At 71.1% G+C, this 19,614-nt stretch carries 17 protein-coding genes and 1 pseudogene; 10 read left to right on the top strand and 8 right to left on the bottom strand.

Going from position 1 to position 19,614, the window contains the following annotated elements; translation table 11 throughout:
- Positions 1–109 precede the first annotated feature (109 nt).
- The 3 genes from AB0O15_RS18000 (at position 110) to AB0O15_RS17990 (ending at position 2,822) form a co-directional block, all read left to right on the top strand.
- Positions 110–1,498, top strand: a complete 1,389-nt coding sequence (locus AB0O15_RS18000; RefSeq protein WP_364319751.1) for an OFA family MFS transporter — start codon at positions 110–112, stop codon at positions 1,496–1,498.
- A gap of 116 nt (positions 1,499–1,614) precedes the next feature.
- On the top strand, positions 1,615–2,025 hold the full coding sequence (locus tag AB0O15_RS17995; RefSeq protein WP_364319619.1) for a VOC family protein: 411 nt from the start codon (positions 1,615–1,617) through the stop codon (positions 2,023–2,025).
- A 26-nt stretch (positions 2,026–2,051) separates the two neighbouring features.
- Positions 2,052–2,822 carry a hypothetical protein gene (locus AB0O15_RS17990; RefSeq protein ID WP_364319617.1) on the top strand — a complete coding sequence of 257 codons (771 nt, stop codon included), beginning with the start codon at positions 2,052–2,054 and terminating at the stop codon, positions 2,820–2,822.
- On the opposite strand, the gene AB0O15_RS17985 is transcribed toward AB0O15_RS17990, so the two are convergent.
- A complete protein-coding gene (locus AB0O15_RS17985; protein WP_364319615.1) occupies positions 2,761–3,258 on the bottom strand; it encodes a hypothetical protein in 498 nt (165 codons plus the stop codon). The genes AB0O15_RS17990 and AB0O15_RS17985 overlap by 62 nt on opposite strands.
- Positions 3,259–3,281: 23 nt before the next feature.
- Between AB0O15_RS17985 and AB0O15_RS17980 the strand changes: the two genes are divergently transcribed.
- Together AB0O15_RS17980 and AB0O15_RS17975 are read left to right on the top strand one after the other, a co-directional pair.
- Positions 3,282–3,407, top strand: coding sequence for a hypothetical protein (locus AB0O15_RS17980; protein ID WP_364319614.1), 126 nt, complete (start codon positions 3,282–3,284; stop codon positions 3,405–3,407).
- Positions 3,404–3,715, top strand: a pseudogene (locus AB0O15_RS17975) (hypothetical protein); the annotation flags it as partial. The gene AB0O15_RS17980 and the pseudogene AB0O15_RS17975, both read left to right, overlap by 4 nt.
- On the opposite strand, the gene AB0O15_RS17970 reads toward AB0O15_RS17975, so the two are convergent.
- Entirely contained in the window at positions 3,682–6,516 is a 2,835-nt protein-coding gene (locus AB0O15_RS17970; protein ID WP_364319750.1) for a BTAD domain-containing putative transcriptional regulator, read from the bottom strand. The pseudogene AB0O15_RS17975 and the gene AB0O15_RS17970 overlap by 34 nt on opposite strands.
- A gap of 306 nt (positions 6,517–6,822) precedes the next feature.
- On the opposite strand from AB0O15_RS17970, the gene AB0O15_RS17965 reads away from it, so the two are divergent.
- The 3 genes from AB0O15_RS17965 to AB0O15_RS17955 all read left to right on the top strand — a co-directional run bounded on the left by AB0O15_RS17965 (position 6,823) and on the right by AB0O15_RS17955 (position 9,812).
- Positions 6,823–8,046, top strand: coding sequence for an alpha-amylase family glycosyl hydrolase (locus tag AB0O15_RS17965; protein WP_364319612.1), 1,224 nt, complete (start codon positions 6,823–6,825; stop codon positions 8,044–8,046).
- Between the two features lie 121 nt (positions 8,047–8,167).
- On the top strand, positions 8,168–8,560 hold the full coding sequence (locus AB0O15_RS17960; RefSeq protein WP_364319610.1) for a hypothetical protein: 393 nt from the start codon (positions 8,168–8,170) through the stop codon (positions 8,558–8,560).
- Complete coding sequence (locus AB0O15_RS17955; RefSeq protein WP_364319608.1) at positions 8,550–9,812, top strand: CHAT domain-containing protein; 1,263 nt, start codon at positions 8,550–8,552, stop codon at positions 9,810–9,812. The genes AB0O15_RS17960 and AB0O15_RS17955 overlap by 11 nt, the downstream gene beginning before the upstream one ends.
- Before the next feature lie 42 nt (positions 9,813–9,854).
- On the opposite strand, the gene AB0O15_RS17950 is transcribed toward AB0O15_RS17955, so the two are convergent.
- Entirely contained in the window at positions 9,855–10,196 is a 342-nt protein-coding gene (locus AB0O15_RS17950) for a nuclear transport factor 2 family protein (protein WP_364319606.1), read from the bottom strand.
- Positions 10,193–10,501, bottom strand: a complete 309-nt coding sequence (locus tag AB0O15_RS17945) for a hypothetical protein (RefSeq protein WP_364319604.1) — start codon at positions 10,499–10,501, stop codon at positions 10,193–10,195. Before AB0O15_RS17945 ends, AB0O15_RS17950 begins: the two co-directional genes overlap by 4 nt.
- A gap of 122 nt (positions 10,502–10,623) precedes the next feature.
- Between AB0O15_RS17945 and AB0O15_RS17940 the strand changes: the two genes are divergently transcribed.
- A complete protein-coding gene (locus AB0O15_RS17940; RefSeq protein WP_364319602.1) occupies positions 10,624–12,678 on the top strand; it encodes a M14 family zinc carboxypeptidase in 2,055 nt (684 codons plus the stop codon).
- A 78-nt stretch (positions 12,679–12,756) separates the two neighbouring features.
- Here AB0O15_RS17940 and AB0O15_RS17935 read toward each other — a convergent pair whose 3' ends face one another.
- Positions 12,757–14,022: a hypothetical protein gene (locus AB0O15_RS17935; protein WP_364319600.1), complete on the bottom strand. Its 1,266-nt coding sequence runs from the start codon at positions 14,020–14,022 to the stop codon at positions 12,757–12,759.
- A 127-nt stretch (positions 14,023–14,149) separates the two neighbouring features.
- On the opposite strand from AB0O15_RS17935, the gene AB0O15_RS17930 reads away from it, so the two are divergent.
- Entirely contained in the window at positions 14,150–14,362 is a 213-nt protein-coding gene (locus AB0O15_RS17930) for a dodecin (protein WP_364319598.1), read from the top strand.
- An 18-nt stretch (positions 14,363–14,380) separates the two neighbouring features.
- Here AB0O15_RS17930 and AB0O15_RS17925 read toward each other — a convergent pair whose 3' ends face one another.
- The 3 genes from AB0O15_RS17925 to AB0O15_RS17915 all read right to left on the bottom strand — a co-directional run bounded on the left by AB0O15_RS17925 (position 14,381) and on the right by AB0O15_RS17915 (position 19,604).
- The gene (locus AB0O15_RS17925; protein ID WP_364319597.1) at positions 14,381–14,620 is read right to left on the bottom strand and encodes a hypothetical protein; all 240 of its coding nucleotides are present in this window, start codon (positions 14,618–14,620) and stop codon (positions 14,381–14,383) included.
- Positions 14,621–14,628: 8 nt separating this feature from the next.
- Positions 14,629–15,120 carry a GNAT family N-acetyltransferase gene (locus AB0O15_RS17920; protein WP_364319595.1) on the bottom strand — a complete coding sequence of 164 codons (492 nt, stop codon included), beginning with the start codon at positions 15,118–15,120 and terminating at the stop codon, positions 14,629–14,631.
- A gap of 71 nt (positions 15,121–15,191) precedes the next feature.
- A complete protein-coding gene (locus AB0O15_RS17915) occupies positions 15,192–19,604 on the bottom strand; it encodes a multicopper oxidase domain-containing protein (RefSeq protein ID WP_364319593.1) in 4,413 nt (1,470 codons plus the stop codon).
- Positions 19,605–19,614: the final 10 nt, after the last annotated feature.

The raw sequence follows: 19,614 nt of genomic DNA, 5'->3' as shown, positions 1-19,614 counted from the left end.
GCGAGCGCTTGGTCTCCGTGTTCATGACCTTGCGTGGATGGCGGCAATGAATAGACGGTCATACGATCAACCATGATCGAAGCACTCCGATGAGGGGGATGCAGTGTCCGTGCTGTCCGCGCTCGACCGAGAGAAGTCCGTCGCGCCGCCAGGCTTCAGCCGTTGGCTGATCCCGCCGGCCGCGCTCTCGGTCCACCTGTGCATCGGCCAGGCCTATGCCACCAGCGTCTACAAGAACTCACTGGTCAAGCACTTTGACGCCAGCCAGACCGAGATCGGCATCGTGTTCAGCATCGCGATCGTCATGCTCGGCCTGTCGGCGGCGATCGGCGGCACCTGGGTCGAGCGGAACGGGCCGCGCAAAGCCATGTTCGTGTCGGCGTCGTTCTGGGCGACGGGCTTCCTGGTCGGCGCGCTCGGCATCGGGACCGGCCAGCTCTGGCTGCTCTATCTCGGGTACGGCGTGATCGGCGGCATCGGCCTCGGCATCGGTTACATCTCGCCGGTGTCCACCCTGATCAAATGGTTCCCCGACCGGCCCGGCCTGGCCACCGGCCTGGCCATCATGGGCTTCGGCGGCGGCGCGCTGGTCGCCAGCCCGCTGTCCCGGCAGTTGCTGGGTCTCTACGACAGCGGCTACGACTCGTCGGTCGCCTCGTCCACGGCCAGCGGCAGCGCCCTGGTGCTGCTGTTCCTGACCCTCGGCATCGGCTACTTCGTGATCATGATGTTCGGCGTCGCCAACATCCGGGTGCCGGCCGAGGGCTGGCGGCCGGACGGCTGGGACCCGGCCTCGGTCAGGGCGAAGCCGCTGGTCACTACGGCCAGCGTGTCGGCCGCGAACGCGATCAAGACCCGCTCGTTCTGGCTGCTGTGGATCGTGCTGTTCTGCAACGTGACCGCCGGCATCGGCATCCTCGAGCAGGCCAGCCCGATGATCCAGGACTTCTTCCGGGAGAACGGCACGTCCACGGTCGCGGTGACCGCGGCGGCCGGCTTCGTCGGTGTGCTGTCGCTGTTCAACATGGCCGGCCGGTTCGCCTGGTCGTCCACCTCCGACCTGATCGGCCGCAAGCCCATCTACATGATCTACCTGGGCGTCGGCATGATCCTGTACGCCCTGCTGGCCGTCGCCGGGCACTCCGCCACCGCGCTGTTCGTGCTGCTGGCCGGCGTGATCCTGTCGTTCTACGGCGGCGGCTTCGCGACCGTGCCGGCCTACCTGCGCGACCTGTTCGGCACGTTCCAGGTCGGCGCCATCCACGGCCGGCTGCTCACCGCCTGGTCGGCCGCCGGCATCGCCGGGCCGCTGATCGTCAACAGCTTCCTCGACGCGCAGGGCAAGCCCGGCACCCTGACCGCCGAGGCCTACCGTCCGGCCCTGTTCACCATGGTCGGGGTGCTGGCCGTCGGCTTCGTCGCCAACCTGCTGATCCGCCCGGTGCCCGAGCAGTACCACGAGCCGGCCACGCCGGTAGAAAGGGAGGTGGCGGCATGAGGCTGATCATCTCGTGGGCCCTGGTCACGGTGCTTCTGGGGTACGGCATCATCCAGACGGTCATTACCGCCGCGAAGCTGTTCCAGTGAGGTGGTACGGGTTCTAACGTGCGGTCCATGACCTCACGACTGAACCCGTACATCAACTTCAACGGTGACGCCCGGCAGGCGCTCGAGTTCTACCAGGGCGTCTTCGGCGGCGAGTTCACCGCCATGACCTTCGGTGACATGGGCAACGACGACGCGGCGGTCAAGGACCGCGTCATGCACGGTCAGCTCGAGACCCCGGCCGGCTACACACTGATGTGCTCGGACATCATGCCCGGCATGCCGTTCACGCCGGGCACCACGATCACGGTCAGCCTGAGCGGTGGCGCCGACGACGGCCTGGCCGGCTACTTCGCCGCGCTCGGCGAGGGCGGCACGATCACGGTCCCCCTGGAGAAGCAGGTCTGGGGCGACGAGTTCGGTCAGCTGACCGACCGGTTCGGCGTGGCCTGGATGGTCAACATCGGGCAAGCGGCGTAACGACCCGTTCGGTACGGTGCGGGGCGATGCTCCCGCACCCGTACCGGATCCCGGCTCTCGTCACCGCCGTCGCCGCCCTCCTCGCGGCCGGCACGGCGGCCCTCGGCGGCGACACGATGTCCCGGCAGTGCGCGGCGGTGGCCTTCCTCGGGGCCGCGGTCTGCGCCGCGATCGGCCCGCGGTCGGCCCTGCGATGGTCGGTCGCCGCCGCGCTCCTGCTGTTGTCGGCCGGTCAGCTTCTTTCGATCCGGGGGTACGCTCCGCCGGCCGACGACCGGGGTGCGTGGCTGGGCAGCTACGACACCGACGCCCTGCTCCTGATCCCCGCCCTGCTCGCCTTCGCGGTGGGGCTGATCTTCCTGCCCCGCGCCGGTTCCCGCCGGGCGGCGCCCGCGGCGATCGTGGCCGCCGTACCCGTCGTCCTGGCCCTGACCGATGTCCTCACCGACCTGGACGAACTCGCCTGGACCGGCCCGCTGCTGATCGGCACCTGGCCCGCCCTGACGGCGATGCTGCTCACCGCCGTGATCCTGTTCCTGACCGTCGAACGCGCGGCGGCGTCCCTGTGGCCCGCGGCCGGCGCCCTGATCCTGACCGTCCTGACCGCCTGGACCTACTCGAACGCCGCCGACATCTGGTCGTTCCTCTGGCGCCGCGAGCATTCGTCGGCGTTCCTCCAGCTGGGCGCCGTGATCAGCTATTCCCCCTCGGTCTCGGGGCTGGCCGCCGTGCTGGTCATCCTGACCCTGGGCGCGCCTGTCCTGCTGGCCTGGGGCCTGCTCCGCCGCCCGGCGTGACCCCGAGCAGCTCCCGGATCACGGCGAACTCCTCGACGTCCACGAACGACGGGTTGGCGCCCTGGGGCTGACGCAGCACCTCCAGCCCGGCCAGCCGCGGATCGGCCCGCAACTCCTCGCGGGGCAGGCGGCCGCCCGGCTCCGCGACGACGAGATCCATCGGCATCGCCCAGCCGTCGCCCTGCCGGGGTGGTCCGGTCAGACGACCAAGACCCCAGATTCCGTACGCCAGATCACGCCGCCGGCTGCCGCTGGCCCAGAACAGCACCGGCTGGCCCGCCCGCATCAGGCCGAGCCGATAACTCGGCTGCACACACCACCGGGTCACCCGCGGCTCCCGGGCGAAACGCCCGGCCAGGTCGACGTGGTCGGCGTTGCCTTTCACCAGCCAGGCCCCGAGGTCGTCGACGCCTCGAATTCGACGTGAAGAAACCACCGCCGAAGGCTACCGTCCGCGCCATGGCGGTCGTGGAGGTGCGCCGGGACCGGCCGGACCTGGTGGCCGCGCTCGCCCACCTGCGGTGTACCGAGTGGAACCACGCGGCCGCCGCCGGGGTTTTCCGGGTGACCACTCACGCCGAATGAAGGGTGCGCGGCTCTGTTCTGGCCGGTCACGGCCTTGGAGCCGGGTGACCGGCCTCGGCGGGAGCGACGGTCTGTGCCACCCACCGAGCTACGACATCTGGCTCTTGATCTTGATCGTTCCTCCCTGGCGGCGACTCACCCATCCGCTGGGGGATGCGTGCCGGCCGGAAGTACTGCCAGAAAACTGCAAGGTCGGCCCCGCAAGATCCGATGGCCTCGGTGGTGACTTCGGCGGCTGTGACGACATGCCGTCCGGGCCGGCCGACGTGTCCGGTTACCCGCGGTTGTCCGCGGAGTTGTCCGGGCGCGGCTGGCCGGGCGACGAGTTGGCCGCCCTGGCGGGTGGCAACGTGCTGCGCGTGCTGCGCTCGGCGGACGACACTGCGGCGGTCAGTTGATCGGGGGCGCAGTGACATCCCCAGCGGGCCCGCCAGGCGGCCAGCTCGTCCTGCTCGCGTACGCCGAACCGGCCGAACGTGGCCGCCGCGGCCGACCACGCCGCGTGCGCGCCGGCATGGTCGCCGCTCGCGCACCGCGCCGCACCCAGGTCGCGCAGCGTGCGGGCGTGGCCGAGGTCGAGGCCGATCGCCCGCCACCCGGCCGCGGCCCGGTCCAGCTGCTCGGCCGCCCGGCCGAACCGGCCCGCGGCCAGGTGCATCTCGCCGACCGTGCGCTTGACCAGCGCGGCGCCCAGCTGGTCGTGGTGGGCGGTGACGGTGGCCGACGCGGCGGCCAGCGGCCCGGCGGCCCGGTCCGGCTCGCCGCGGCGGATCCACACCTTGGCCAGGGCCTGCGCGGTGTACGCGAGCAGATGCAGGTCACCGATCGTGGTGGCCCGCTCGTGGGCGTCGGCGCAGAACCGTTCCGCCTGGTCGAGGTCGCCGCGGGCCCGGTGCACCAGCCCGATGCCCCGGATGGCGATCATCTCGCCGCGCTCGTGCCCGCAGGCGCGGTAGCGGTCCCGGGACTTCTCCAGGTGTCGTAGCGCCGCCGCGTCCTCGCCCAGCTCCCGGTACGCGAACCCGGCGCTGTAGTGGGCATGCGCCACGCCCGCGTCGTCGCCGAAGCCCTCCAGCATGGTCAGCGCCCGCTCGATCTGCGGCAACGCCTCCCGGTGCTCGCCCATCTCCCGGCCGACCGTGCCCAGCCCGTTCAGCGCCACGGCCAGCCCGCGGTTGTTGCCGGCCGCCTCGAACAGCTCGGCCGCCGCGGCGAACTGCTCCCGCGACTCGGGCATCCGGTCCTGCTTGTAGTGCATCTGCGCGATGCCGCAGGCGATCACCGCGGCAGCGGCCTGATTGCCGGTCCGGGCCGCGACGCCGGCCGCGGCGGCATGGGTACGCGTCCAGCCCGCAAAGTTGTTGACCTTGGCGAACGACGCGAAGACCAGCGCATCGGCCAGGGCGCAGGCCGGTTCGTCCAGGTCCAGCGCCGCGGCCCGCTCGACCGCGGCGACCAGGGCCGGCTCCTCGGCGGCGAAGAACACGCCCAGGTCGATCCGGTCCAGCGCCTCGGTCCAGGCCGGACCCGGCTCGGGCAGCCGGTCGGGCCGGTACATCCGGGGAATGGCCAGCGGCAACGGCTCGGCCAGGCGTTCCGCCATCCGCAACATCGCGGTCACCGCCCGGCCGACGTGGTCCGCGCTGGCCTCGGCGAGCTCGGCCGCGTACAGCCGCACCAGGTCGTGCATCCGGTAGCGGGTGATCCAGCCGCCGGCCGCGGTCACGTCCAGCAGCCGGGCGTCGGTGATCTCCTCGACCAGGTCGGCCGCCTCGTCCAGGCCGGCGCCGAGCAGCGCCGCCACGGTCAGGGCGGTCAGGTCGGGCGGGTCGAGGGCGCCCAGAGCGCGGAAGGCCTCCTGCGCCCGGGGCCGCAGCCCTCGGTAGCTGACCGCCAGCCCGGCGCGCACCTCCAGCTCGTCCACGGCCAGCTCGTCGAGGCGGCGGCGCTCGTCGCTGAGCCGGTCGGCCAGTTGCGCGACCGTCCAGTGCGGACGGGCCAGCAGCCGGGCGCCCGCCACCCGGACGGCCAGCGGCAGCCGCCCGCACAGGTCGGCCAGCCGCGCCGTCTGCTCCGGGTCGGCGGCCGCCCGCTCGGCCCCGATCATCCGGGTCAGCATCGCCTCCGCGTCGGCCGCCGACAGCACGCCCAGCTCGACCCGCACCGCCGACGGCAGCGTGGACAGTCGCGACCGGCTGGTCACGAGCAGCGCCGAGCCCGGCGTGGTGGGCAGGAACGGCTGCACCTGCACGGCCGTCGCGGCGTCGTCGACCACCACCAGCACCCGGCGCCCGGCCAGCTCCGAGCGGTAGCGGGCGACACGTTCCCGCAGGTCCGGGTTGCCCTGCGCGTCGGCGTCGGTGACGCCGAGCGCTCGCAGGGCCCGGCTGACCGCCTCCGGAGGACTGAGCGGGTCGGCCCCGCCGACGTTGAGGAACAGCCGGCCGTCCGGGAACTCCTCGCCCAGGCGGTGCGCGAGGTGGACGGCCAGAGCGCTCTTGCCGGCGCCCGGCGGCCCCGAGATCACCACGACGCTCGTACCCCCGGCCAGCGCCGTTCTCGCCGTCGCCACCACCGCCTGCCGGCCGGTGAAGTCCGGCAGATCCGGCGGAAGCACGGGTTCCCTCTTCTCGGGCGCCCGCAGGATCGCCGTGTGCGTCTCGCGCAGCAGCCGGCCCGGCTCGGCGCCCAGCTCCCCGGCCACCTTCTCGCGCGAGCGGGCATAGAGATCCAAGGCTTCCGGGGTACGGCCGGCCGCGTGCAAGGCGCGCAGCTGGATCGCGATCAGCGCCTCGGCCAGCGGATCCGCGGTCAGCGCGGCGGTCAGCCGGTCGATCACGTCGTTCTCACGTCCCGCGGCCAGGCCCGCCTCGGCCCAGCCGGCCAGCGCCGCCTGCCGTTGCCGCTCCAGCCCCTCCCGGGCCCGCGCGGCCCACCCGCCCGGCAGCCCGCCCAGCGCCTCGCCCCGCCACAGGCCCAGCGCCTCGTCGAGCAGCGCCGCCCGCTCGCCGGTCCGCGTCCGCGCCCGCTCGACCAGGGCCCGGAAGCGGAACAGGTCGACCGACTCCGGCGGGGCGTGCAGCTGATATCCGCCCGGCCAGCGGTCCACCCGTACCGCGTCGCCCTGCTTGAGGGTCCCGCGCAGCCTGGCGACGTACCCGTAGAGGGTTCCCCGCGCGTCGGCCGGCGGCTCGTCGTCCCAGAGCCGGTCGATCAGCGTGTCGAAGGTGACCGGCGTCCCGCCGTCGAACAGCAGCGCGGCCAGGAGATGTCGCTGCTTGAGCGCGCCCAGCTTGACGGGACGGTCGCCGGCCAGGACCTCCACCGGGCCGAGCAAGCGGAACCGCAAACCTCTACCTGCCCCCGGGAGACGTCAGAAGGGGGACAGGGTATCGGGTGTGACTACTCTTCAGGCATGAATGCTTGGGCCGACCATGTGATGTGGTGGCATCTCTACCCGCTGGGCTTCACCGGCGCGCCCGTGCGCCCGGCGGCCCCGGCCTCGACGCCGGTGCACCGCCTCGGGCGGATCGAGGCGTGGCTCGACCACGTGGTCCGGCTCGGCCTCAACGGCATCGCGCTCGGCCCGATCTTCGCCTCGGAGACCCACGGGTACGACACGGTCGACCACTTCCGCATCGATCCGCGCCTGGGCGACGAGGCCGACTTCGACCGGCTCGTCGCGGCGGCTCACGACCGCGGCGTCCGGGTCCAGCTCGACGGCGTCTTCAACCACGTCGGGCGTACGCATCCGGCGGCCCGCCGCTACGCCCTCGACCAGGTCTTCGAGGGGCACGACTCGCTGGTCGTCCTCGACCACGACCGGCCCGAGGTCGCCGACCTGGCGATCCGGGTGATGAACCACTGGCTCGACCGCGGTGTCGACGCCTGGCGCCTGGACGCCGCCTACGCCACCCCGCCGGCGTTCTGGGCCAGGGTCCTGCCCGAGGTCCGCCGCGACCACCCCGACGCCTGGTTCAGCGGCGAGGTGATCCACGGCGACTACCCCGAGATCATCCGCGTCTCGACCATGGACTCGCTCACCCAGTACGAACTGTGGCAGGCCATCTGGCACGGCATCGCCGACCGCAACTTCTACGAGACCGCCCACGGCCTGAAGCGGCACAACGACCTGCTGGCCACCTTCGTCCCCAGCACCTTCACCGGCAACCACGACGTCACCCGCCTGGCCTCGGCCATCGGCACCGACCTGGTCCCGCACGCCGTGGCCATCCTGCTCACGGTGGCCGGCGTGCCCAGCATCTACGCCGGCGACGAATACGCCTGGACCGGCGTGAAGGAGCAGCGCGAGGGCGGCGACGACGCGGTCCGCCCCGAGTTCCCGCCCCAGCCGCCGCCGGACAACAACACCCTGAACACCCACCGCGCTTTGATCGCCATCCGCCGCCGGCACCCGTGGCTGCTACGCGCCCACACCGACGTGGTCCACCTGGCCAACCACCAGCTGGTCCTCCGAACCGCAACCGACACGGCGGCCGTCATCACGGCCCTGAATCTCGCCGACGAGCAGGTGCCCTTGCCCGCGGCCGACGCGACCACGCTCGCCGCCGGCGAAGGCGCCCTGTCCGACTCCGTCGTCACTCTGCCGGCCCGGGGCTGGGCCGTGCTCACCGCCTGATCACCGCGCCGCTGTGTCCCTAGGTGATCGAAAGCTGGAGGCCGAGTCGCCCGAAGGCGCAGTTGCTGGACTTCCGCCCTGATCCCGATGACACAGAGTCGCCCATCGATATCCTTCTGTGATGGCGTCGGGAATGTATGTCGAGGTGCCACGGGAGCTCAGGGCGGACCTTGAGGAGCTCGACATCGTCGTGTCCGGGCCGCACCGCGGAGCGGTTGCTGACGTTCTCGTCTCTATCGGTGTTGTCGGGGGTGCGCTCGGTGCCACGGCCGACGTTGTCACAGTTCTTATGGGCCGCGCCGAGGTAACTCGATTGGCACGGCGGATCTGGGCTCGTGCTCGACGCCGTGATGAGACGAAAAGGATCGTTCTCGAAGTTCGGCAGGGGGCGGACCGGCTGAACGTCACTTTCGAAGTGACTGGGCCTGAGACCAAGGTCGCGGCAGAAGTTTTCGCCCACGGATTGGCCGGGGCATTTGCGGCCGTTCTCGAGGACCACAACCGTGATCAATGACTTGGCCACCCTTGGCGAGAAGCTCGTCGAGCACGATCGTCTCGCGCTGCGTGCCAATGAGGCCAGAACGAACGCGAACCTGCGCGTCAGCAAGGTCAACGAGGCGATATACGCGGCTGCTGCCGTCACGGTCACCGACCGCCGCGTGATTGACCGCTTGGAAAAGGTCGCCAATCAGGCACAGAGTCAGGCGGATGCCTTGCACCGCCGAGTTGTCACCGCGGAGGCCGAGATCATCGAAGGAATCCAGGTTCTGCTCGCCCAGGCCCTCCGGCGGGAGGGCGAGACCCGGCAACAGCTCGCCGCCATGCGCTCCGGGCTCGATGATCTCGGCAAACGACTAGGAACGACCAATGAGATTCTGACGAGTCAGGGTGAGCAGCTGAACACGGTTGGCGGCCAGCTCACGAGCACTGTCAAGTACGTCATCACATCAATGAACCCCGTGCAGAAGGTTCTACGACTCAACACGGACGCTGTCCGTGAGGTCGTGGAGTCGGTTCGAGGGCTTGAGCAGCGTCGGGCCGGCGCAACACAGGCCTCCCCGCTGCCGTTTGGCCGACCGTCGACTCGCCAATTGCCGGCCGACGCGATCGACAACGCGGTCAAGGATGCGCTGCAGCCGTCCGTCGAGCAGGCTGCCGGGCTCCCCGAGAAGCTCATCGCGGTCATGTTCGCCTCCAACCCGGAGGGCCACGAGAAGGTCTCGCTGGATCACGAAATGCACGACATTCAGGAACAGCTCGCCGCCAGCAGGCACGGGCGCCTTGTGCAGTTCGAGCTGTGTCCGGCTACGCGGGTCACCGACTTGTTCGATCGGCTCAACCGCTTCGCGCCTCGCCTGGTGCACTTCAGCGGACACGGAACGGCTGAGGGCATTGTCCTTTCCACGCCCAACAACCTGCCGAAGCCGGTAGCGCCTGGTGATCTCATCGGCGTCATCCACTCGACGCTTGAGGTGTCACCGGTCATCCTCTTCAACATCTGCGACTCGGCCCAGTTCGCTGAGCAGGCCGCCCAGTCGGCCGAGGTGGCCATTGGCATGGCCGGGCCCATCTCCGATGCCGCGGCGCGTGCCTTCACCGTTCGGTTCTACGGTGGCATCGCGGCCGGCCACTCGGTGCAGACTGCCTACGCTCAGGCGGTTCAGGGGCTGCGGGCTGCCGGACATCCCGATGCCGGCCTGCCGCAGATGTTCTTCCGGCCGGATGTAGACCCCTCCCAAGTCTGGCTGGTGCGCCCGAGCAGCTGAACCCCCGGGGCGCCGATGACTCGGGTGTGGCGGGCCGTGAGGTCAGGGCGGGAGCTCGACGGTGTAGGAGACGATCTCGGTCAGCTTGCCGCCGGTGAAGGTGAAGAGGTCGCACGACGCGACCTGGGACGTGGCGCCGTCGGGGTCGGTGTAGGTTGCGGTGCTGTCGACGACGGCGAAGTCGGGGCCGCCGCGGGCCCGGAACTCGGTGAACTCCGTCTTGAGGGCGGCCAGGTGGGGCAACGACTCTTCGCAGGCGGCGATCACCGCGTCTCGGCCCTCGACATCGGCCGCGCCGATCAGACGCCAGCGGACGTCGTCGGCCAAGTGGGGGTAGACCTCACTGAAGGCGTGACGTGAGAAGGCCTCGGCTATCGGCGTCATGGCGTCACGGTCCGGCGGTCGGAAGCGGCGTAGGCCACCGCCGCGGTCAGGGCCGACACCGCGAGCACCGACGGCCAGGAGCCGATCCGCCGGGCCAGGGGATGGGACAGGGCGAAGGCGCCCACATAGGCCGTGACCAGGGCCGTTGTCACGGCCGGGCCGGTCTTGCGGTGCCACTCGCGGCCGGCCAGGACGCCGCCCGCGGCCAGGACCACGCCGCCCAGGGGGCGGATGCCGGTTCGGCGGGCCAGCTGCCAGCCGCCGATGAGGGAGCCTGCGGTGATCGCCGCGGTGGGAATTCGCATGGGCCGACCGTACCCGGTCCGCGGAGCCCGTCAGACGTTATCCACAGTGCCCATCCGTACAGGTTGACAGCGGTCGATCGAGGGACTGAGCTGAGTCCACATTCGTCACTTGGAGGCCTGGTATGCCGTCCCGGCGCAGCTCGGTGGTCATCGCCGCCGTTGCCGTTCTGCTCACCGGCGCGCTCGCCCACCCCGGCGCAGCGAACGCCGCCCCGAACCCTGACCTCACCCTGGCCGACGGCCAGACCGCCCTGGTGCGTTTCCAGCTCACCGGCGAGCAGCAGTTCACCGAGCTGCTCGAGAGTGGCGCCGACATCGCCGCGCGTCCCCGCACCACGGCGAACGCCGTGCTGGCCGACCTGGTCGTGACCGGCGCCGAGTTCGCCGCCCTGACGGCCAAGGGCGCGACCCCCGTGCAGATCATCCCGACCGGGTCGGCGGCGGCGGGCCAGCGCCGGAGCAAGCAGCGGGTCGCGGCCGACACCCTTCAGTTCCTCCAGGCGTACTGGTGGGCCAGCAAGGGCACCACCTTCCTGCAGACCCAGGTCGCGACCACGGCGAGCGACGACCCGAACGTCGAGATCACCGTCACCTGGACCACGGCCGACGGCGCCACCGGGTCGTTCCCGCTGGTGCGCTTCGTCGACTCGGGCGAATATCAGTACCACTGGGCGCTGCCGCAGAAGCTGCCGGCCCAGCCGGTCTCCGTGGTGGCCACCTCGTCGCTGGGCGGCCGGTCCCGCTCGATCGCCCCGGGCGTGTGGCCGGGCGCCACGCCGCCGCCGACGCCGTCCGGCTACCAGCAGGACTTCATCGACGCGTACATGACGCCGCAAGACATCACCGTCCGCGTCAAGCGGCTCAAGCGGCAGTACCCGGCCCTGGTGGACGTGCTCGACCTGCCCAACAAGACCCAGGGCTATCGGCGTACGGCGGTCGCCTACCTGGGCGATCCCAACGTGGCCGCGGTGGTGGTCGACACGGTCAAGTTCGGCGCCGAGAACCAGAACGGCATCCAGGCCCGGACGGTCGATCCCGGCCAGGCCAACCGGCCGCTCACCGTAACGTACCGTGATCGGGTCCTGACCGTTTCGCTCGCGACCGACAACGCCGGCAAGACGATCAGCACGACCACCGAGGTGGCGGCCGCGATCAACGCGAGCTTCCCGGACCGCTTCCGGGCCTTCGCCGAGAGCGGCTCGGAGGGCCTGCCGATGCCGGTGGTCGCTCCGGTGCGGCTCGACGACGGCCTGAAGGGCGCGGAGGTGCCGACGCGCCCCTGGACCGTGCAGGCGCTGCGCATCGGCAAGGTGCGCGACGGCTCGAAGGTCGGCGTCATGGCCTACTCCCAGGAGCACGCGCGCGAATGGGCGACGCCGCTGGTGACGATGGAGTTCGCGGAGCGGCTGCTGGCCAACTACGCGACCGACGCGGCCACCCGGGAACTGCTCGACTCGGTCGACGTCTTCATCATCCCGACCGTCAATCCAGACGGCGCGAACTACGCGTTCAACGACTTCAATTTCCAGCGCAAGAACCTGAGCAATCACTGTACGGGCGCCGCCCGCGACCCGCGGAACCGTGATTCGTGGGGCGTGGACGTGAACCGCAACTACGCGGTCGGCTCGCTCTTCGACGGTTACGTGGGCGCCAGCACGAACTGCCTGTCCGGCACCTATGCGGGCACCGCCGAGCTCTCCGAACCCGAGAGCCGCAACGTGGTCGCCCTGGCCGAGTCCCACCCGAACATCAAGTACTCGCTGAACGTGCACTCGTACGGCGGCTACTTCATGTGGTCGCCGGGCGCCTACAAGGCGGCGGGACGGGTCACACTGCCGCGGCCGTCGATCGACGAGGCGAAGTACTTCCAGGACTCCGCCCGCCGCATCGTCGGGGCGATCGCCGCCGAGCGGGGCACGGTCACCTGGCCGTCGTACACCGGTCCGGTCGCCGACGTCCTCTACAGCGCGGCCGGCAACTCGGCCGACCACCTCTACTACGACCTGGGCATCACGGCCTGGAACTTCGAGGTGGGCAACGACATCTGGAACGACGCGACCGAACAGTGGGAGGGTGTCGGCTTCCAGCCGCCGTACGACGAGGCGCACGGTGAGTCCCAGGAGTACGCCGCCGGCCTGGTCGAGCTGGTGCGGATCGCCCGGGACAAGGGCCTCTAGGTCGCGGCGGCCCAGTCGCCGACGGTCGTGACGTCCGCCTGCCTCGGGAACACCTTCGTGGTGAGCACGCTGTGCACCTCAGGGTCGTTGTCGAGGCAGGCGCCGGCGGTGGCTGAGGCGTGCGATGACTGCTCCGGCCAGGATGAGCAGGGTGCAGGCGGCCAAGGCGGTTCGCTCCGCGAACAGGGCGATGGTGAGGCCGCAGGCGATCTTTCCGGCGTACTCGGATTGGGCCAGCAGGGAGTGAACGGTGGCCCGCACCGCGCCGACGGTCTCGTTGTTCACCCAGATCGTGCCGAAGCTGCGGGTCAGCGGCAACGCGCCCGCGGCCAGGAGCACGGCGAGGCTGCCGCCGACGACGCCCGGCGCCAGGGCCAGGCCGGCCACGCCGACCACGGCGATCACGCAGGCGAAGACGTAGCCGTTGCGCACCGCGCCCTCGCCGCCGATGGGGCCCGCCGCCGTTGTGCTCTCTCCGCCGGTGGGGGCCGGCGGCATCGTGTCGTCGCCACCGATCGGCGCCGGCGCCGGCCTGGCCTGGCCGCTGATTCGGGTCTGCGCCAGGCGCAGGGCCGCCGCGCCGCCGAGGCACATGAGCACGCCCAGGCCGGTGAGCCAGACGACCGGACCGACCGCGGGGCCGAGGGCGAGCAGCTGGAGCGGGTACAGCCGCCCGAAGGCGTCCGCCGCGCCCTGGACCAGGAAGGTCGCGCCGAAGGCGGCCAGCAGGGTGCGGCTGTGCAGCACGCCCTTCAGGATCGGCCACTGCTGCGCGCTCGGGGCGGGGACGAAGCGCCGCTCCGGAAAGCCGGCGATCACGTACAGCCCGAGCAGCACCATGACCGCCCCGGCCAGCACCATCGCCGGGCCGCGCCCCACGAGCCAGGCCAGCCCGCCGACACTCAGCAACCCCGCGACGGTCCCGAGCAGCTGCGCCTGTTCCGCCCGGATCAACACCGTTCGCGCGTACGCCGGATCGCCCAGCTCATCGCTGACCCAGGCCACGTCGGCGCCGCTGGCGAACGTCCAGGCCAGCCCCCACACCATCTGCGTGGCCAGCAGCGGCAGGAACCCGTCGGCCAGCCCGGTGGCGAGCATCGCCCCGCCCATGAGCACGTGCGACACCACCAGCGACCACTTCCGGCTCACGTGGTCGGCGAGCACCCCGGCCGGAACCTCGAACACCAGCGCCACCACGGCCTGACCGACGCCGATGAGCACGAGCTGCGACGCCGGCAGCCGCGCGTCGACCACCAGATAGACGCTGGTGACCAGCCACCACCCGCGATGCAGCACGGCCCGGCACCACACCCACCGCACATAGGTGCCGCCGAGGTTCGCCATCCCGGCAGTCTCGGGACGCCACGTCCGAGGCCGCAACGGATTTGGAGTGCTCAAGGCTCGAACAAGTGCGGCCGGAGCGGGCGCAGCGGTAGCGTGGTCGCCACGCGACGTGTTCAAGGAGGTCTCGATGAGTGACCACACCTACCGGGTGACCGAGATCGTCGGCAGTTCGCCCGACGGCATCGATCAGGCGGTCCGCAACGGCATCACCCGGGCGTCGCAGACGCTGCGCAACCTCGACTGGTTCGAGGTCACCCAGATCCGCGGGCATCTCGAGGACGGCGACGTCGCCCATGTCCAGGTGACCATGAAGGTCGGCTTCCGCCTCGACGACCTCTAGGCCGGGTTGGAAACGAGGCTAGGCCTGGCTGCGGATCCGGGCCGCCGTGGCCCGGACGAGCCGGTCGTATGCCCGGTAGGCCTCCCTGTTGTGGAACGTGGCGTGGTCGACGATCTCGGCCTCGTGGGCGATGGCCTTGGTGAAGCGCAGCAGGCCGTGGAAGACGGCGCTGCGGATGATCGCGTACAGGATGATCAAGCTGACCGGGATCGTGACCAGCACGACGACGATGATGATGAGAAGGCCCCCGCTGTCCATGCGGCCGATTATTCCCCCATCAGGGGGACAGGTCGGACGTAGGAGTGGGCCGCCCGCCCGTTCACCACGGTCGCGGTGGTGGGGGTGAAGCCGTTGCGGAGCAGGACGGTGCGGGACGCCGGGTTGTCGGTGGTCACGACCGCGTGCAGCCGGGTCAGGCCGTAGGCGGTGCGGGCCAGGTCGCAGGCGGCCCGGACCGACCGGGTGGCCACGCCCCGGCCGGTGAACTCCTGGCCGACCCGGTAGCCGATCTCGGCTTCGCCGTCCTCGATGTGGACCAGGTTGACGCGGGCGGCGACCGTCCCGTCGTCGGTGACCATCACGTGGAAGCGGTCGGTTCCGGCGTCCTGCATGGCCAGCAGGGCGGCGTGGCGGTCCGGGTAGGCGGCGAAGTAGTCGTCGCCCCGGTCGGGGATGCTGGTTGCGAAGTAGGCGCGGTTGCGGGTCTCGAACGCGAGGACGGCGTCGGCGTGCTCGGCGGTCAGCGGTTGCAACTTCACCTCGGCAGGTTATGCGGGGACGGGCGGCCTCGCCGGGATCCCGGCGAGGCCCGTCTCTGACGGAGGGGCGGTCAGGGGCGTGGGGCCACGCGGATGATGCCCCAGACACCGCCCTCGACGGCCCAGCGGAAGGCGCACGAACGGTAGGCGTGGTCACCGGCCGAGCCGGCCCTCATCTCGAGCGTGCGGGCGTACCCCGTGGTCAAACCGGACAGAGCCGCCTCGACCGGGCCGTCCGGCACCCAGGGCGCGGCCGGCCAGGACATGCCGTGCACCGTGAAGCTGTGGTTGCGGGGCTTGTCGGCGGCCCCGAGCAGGCGGAGCCACAGCCGGTCGCCGACCCGGGCCGGCCAGATCGGGGTGGGCGGGGTGTCGCAGCTCAGCACGTCGCGCGGGTGCGCCAGGGCCGTGCCGTAGTTGATGCCCTTCTGGCCGGCGTCCTCCGGGTCGTCGCCAGGTTCCACGTCGGGCACCGCCATCGTCGGGTTGCCGGCCACGAAGTGCCGCAGGCCGTCCTGCACCAGCAGCACCTGCTCGTTGGCCACCCGCTCACCGGATGAGCCGACCAGCACCACCTGGGCGCCGGTCCACTGCTCGCGCCCGGTCTCGGACGACACCGGTGTCACGCCGGTCGGCTCCACCACCAGCGCGCCGACCAGGCCGTGGTGCCGGTGGTTGCGCACGTCGGCCATGTCCTGCAGGTAGCAGACCTGGCCCTCGAGCCGGGGGTCGGCGAACCACCAGTACTCCCGCCAGTTCTGCCTGTCGTCGTGCCCGGCCGAGGCGTGCCCGTGCTCGTCCCCGGCGAGTAGGTCCAGGGCCGGCACCGTGCTGTCGTGGTTGCGCCCGACGAACGCCCCGTCGTCACTGACCACGTCGTACCGCAGCAGCGACGGATGCAGCGAGACCCGCGAGGACAGCGTCCGCTCGTCGTCCAGCGGCAGCGGCACCACCACCGGCTCGACGCCGAACGGCGGCAGCAGCGGATCGGTGGCGTCGGCCAGGTCGTTGATCAGCGTGACCCGGATCCACTCACCCGGCCGGGCCCTCAGAACCAGGGGCTCCTGGGTACGCGAGACTCCGTACGCCACGCGGCGCAGCCGATCGTCGTCATCGCGCTCCTCGACGAAGCCGTCGGCGGGGGAGAAGATCAACCCCCAGGGATCGGTCAGCGTACGGCCGTCGTAGAAGATCTCGCGCCGCCGGGCACTGACCACATAGTCCCGATCGGGCCGGGCCGGCCGTGGCGGCAGCGGCGCGGGGTCGAGGCCCGGCCGCCCGGGCAGGGGAGGCAGTTCCAGCAACGCCGAAGGGCTCGGCAATTGTGAACGGACGAGACCCCAGCATCCGAGCCACAGATCGTCCATGGCGGCGAAGTGCCACAGGTGATCACCCAGGCCGTACGCGTCCAGATCCAGCGTGAACGCCTCCGAGATGCCGATCGTCTGCTGGTTGACCAGGGCAGAACGGTCGTTCTTCCACTCGCGCGGCCAGCGCAGCCCGTGCGTCACGAAGCTGTGCTGCTCCTCGTGCGAGCCCTGGATGAGCCGGATCCGCAGCCGGTCGCCCGGATAGGTCCGAATGATCTCGGTTTCCGGGTCGCCCTTCTCCGGAGATGTGGAAGCGAACCACTGCGACGGGTCGTCACCCCGGAACGTCAACGGCGAACACCGGTAGTTGACCGCCATGACACCGGGGTCGTCGTCCCCGCCGAGCTCGCCCGGCGGATTCAACGGCGCCCCGGACGCGTCGACCAGCGGCACGAAGTCGCCGACCGCGATGCCGGCCTCGCGATAGGCGGGAAGCCCGGACGACAGCGGCGGCAGCACCACGGCCTGCGGCCCCGACCACGCGAGCGTCTCCTGATCGGGGAGCAGCCACCGCGACCCGAACGGCTCGGCGATCAGCGCCGCGAACAGCCCGTGTTTCTGCCGGTAGTTGGCCAGCAGGTGGTCGTGGAAGAAGCACGGCCCGAACTCCTCGTCCACCACCCACCGGTGCAGGCCCACGTTGACCGGCAACTCGTCCGGCCCGGAGGCGACCGTGTCGACGGCGGACAGGCAGGACGCGCCGGACAGGTAGTTGAACCCGGTCGACGACCCGTCCGCGACGAGCACGTCGAATTTCACCAGGTGTACGTGCAGCCCGCACTCGGCCGGCGGTACGGGCAGGTCGAATCCGTCGGCGGGCGCGCTGTCCAGGTTGTTGAACATCCGCCACTCGACGATGTCGCCGTGGTTCGCCCGTGGGAAGAACGGCTCGATCCGGTCGGCGGGCGGGTCGAACCCGACGCCGTCCACGGTCACCCGCCGGATCTGGTAGTGGTGCCCGCGCGGATCGGTCCAGCCCCGCGAGTTGTAGACCACCGGGTCGGCGTCCACCACCACGTCGTAGCTGATCACCCGCGGCGCCGGCTGGCCGGCCGCCGCGTTCCACTCGGCCGCGTCCCCGTCGAGGTCCACGAAGACCGCCCCGGGCCGGGGGTCGGCCACCACGCCGGGGGGAAAGGCGCCCGCCTCGAGCTCGGAGTGCGGCGGCATCCCGAGCAGCCGTCGCCGCCCGACGGCCAGCGAAGGGATCACGGCCGGCGGCGGGGGAGACTTCTGCGGGAACGCGGCGTCCATGAACCACGGAAAACCGGGGAGCTCCGGGGTACGGGGAAGAGGCGCCCGCCCCGGCAACGGCTCCAGCGGATGCACCGGCGTCCCGTCCGGGTAGGCCGGCACGCTCCCGTCGACCAGCCGGTCGAAGCTGCGCCAGAGCCCCCACATCCCGTGGTGGAAGTGCGGGTAGAGGTGGCAGTGCCAGATCACGTCGCCGGGCGCCTTCTGCCGGCTGCCCGACCCGTACAGCGGATCCAGCGTGATCCCGGTCTGCGGTCCGATCGTGATCGAGTCGACCAGCTGCGAGTCCGGGTCGGCCGCGATCTGCCGCCACTGATGCACGTGCAGGTGGTAGACGTGGGTCTCCTTGACCCCGGCGTGCAGGACGCGCACCCGGGCCGGGTCGCCCTTGTAGGCCCGGAAGATCGGCGTCACCGGGTCGCCGAAGAGCCACGAGCTGTGGTGCTGCTCCTCGCCGGCCACCCGCTCGAGGAACTCGCCGTCGCTGTTCCGGGCGACCAGGAACACCTCGGTCAGGTCGTCGTCGATGACCATCGTCATGGCGTGCTGGTCGATCTGGCCGGGCGGCGGCAGCGGCCGGTCGGCGGACTGTTCGACGAGCCGGCGCATCCGGTGCGGCAGCCGGTTCGGCATCGGCTCGGCCCGCAGCGACAGCGGCATCACGTCGTGCTCGCCGGCGACGTGCAGCCCGCTGTGCACCGACGGCTCGTCGTGCATGAACACGGTGAACTCGCGGTGGCTGTGCGCGGTGCCACTGTGGAAGTCCACGAACGGCACGTCGGGGCGGTCGTCCGGGACGATGATGTCCACGTACGCGCCGTCCGCGAACGCCGTGCCGGTGAGGTTCTCGCCGGTCTCCGGGTCGCGCCAGGTCGCGCCGGCCGGCTCGACCAGGAACGCGCCGAACAGGCCGTGGCTGTTGGTGCCGCGCTCGTCGCCCCGGACGTCGCCGAGGTCATTGATCACGTACGCGCCCTCGTGCGTGGCCGTCCAGTGGTAGGTGTGGCGCCCTTGGAACGGCACCAGCGACGAGATGTTGCGCCCCACCTCGGCGCCGTCGTCGATCTGGATGTCGTTGAGCACGTCGCCCTGCACGTGCAGGCCGACCTGACGGTCACGGATCTGGTTCTCGAAGCGCACCTCGACGCTCTGCCCGAGCGAAGCCCGCAAGACCAGCGGCCGGGCCAGGGGGAGCGGTCGCAGCGGGTTGAACCGGTCGTAGGCCGGCGTGTCCGCGCCCAGACCGGTCACGTCCGTTCTGTGATCGTTGAGGATCAGCCGCCGCACCCGGGCGGGGGAGAGGCCGGTGTCACGAGCCAGCGCCCGCAGCGTGGTCTCGTCGTCCACCTCGAGCTTGGCCAGCCGCTCGGCGATCGCGGCCCGCGCGGCCGACAATGCGTCGGAATAGAGAACAACCCAGGCCGCCCGGGTCGCGGCGTCCGGTGGCAGGGTTCGCACGGCGCCGTCGGTGAGCAGGTCGAGCGCGGCGAGGAGTTCGTCCACAGTGGCCCGCAGGTTCTGCTCGCGCGCCGAGAGCGGGGAAGAACGTTCGTTCTCGCTCTCGAGGCCGGTCTCGACCGGCGCCGTCACGCCATAGTCGAGCAGCGGATCACCGGGCTCGAGCTTGGCCCGCATCAGCTCATAGCGCCGTAATCCGTCGACCACGAGCTGCGTCCACTGGGCGCGCTCGTGGGTGCGGGGCAGGAACTGGTCGTCGTCCTCCCAGCGCGCCCGCGCGAAGTCGAGCAGCGGCTGGTAGGCGCGCAGCACGAAGAGAAGGCCGCTGGGGTCGTGGTCGCCGTCGATCGTGTAGACGACCGGAAACTCGCACGCGACCACGTCGTAGGTGAGGTCAGCCATCAGGGAAGGC

Source organism: Actinoplanes sp. NPDC089786 (assembly GCF_040684855.1).
GTDB lineage: Bacteria > Actinomycetota > Actinomycetes > Mycobacteriales > Micromonosporaceae > Actinoplanes.
Note: the sequence above shows the minus strand (reverse complement) of the source record. Positions and strands in the feature narration are given on the sequence as shown.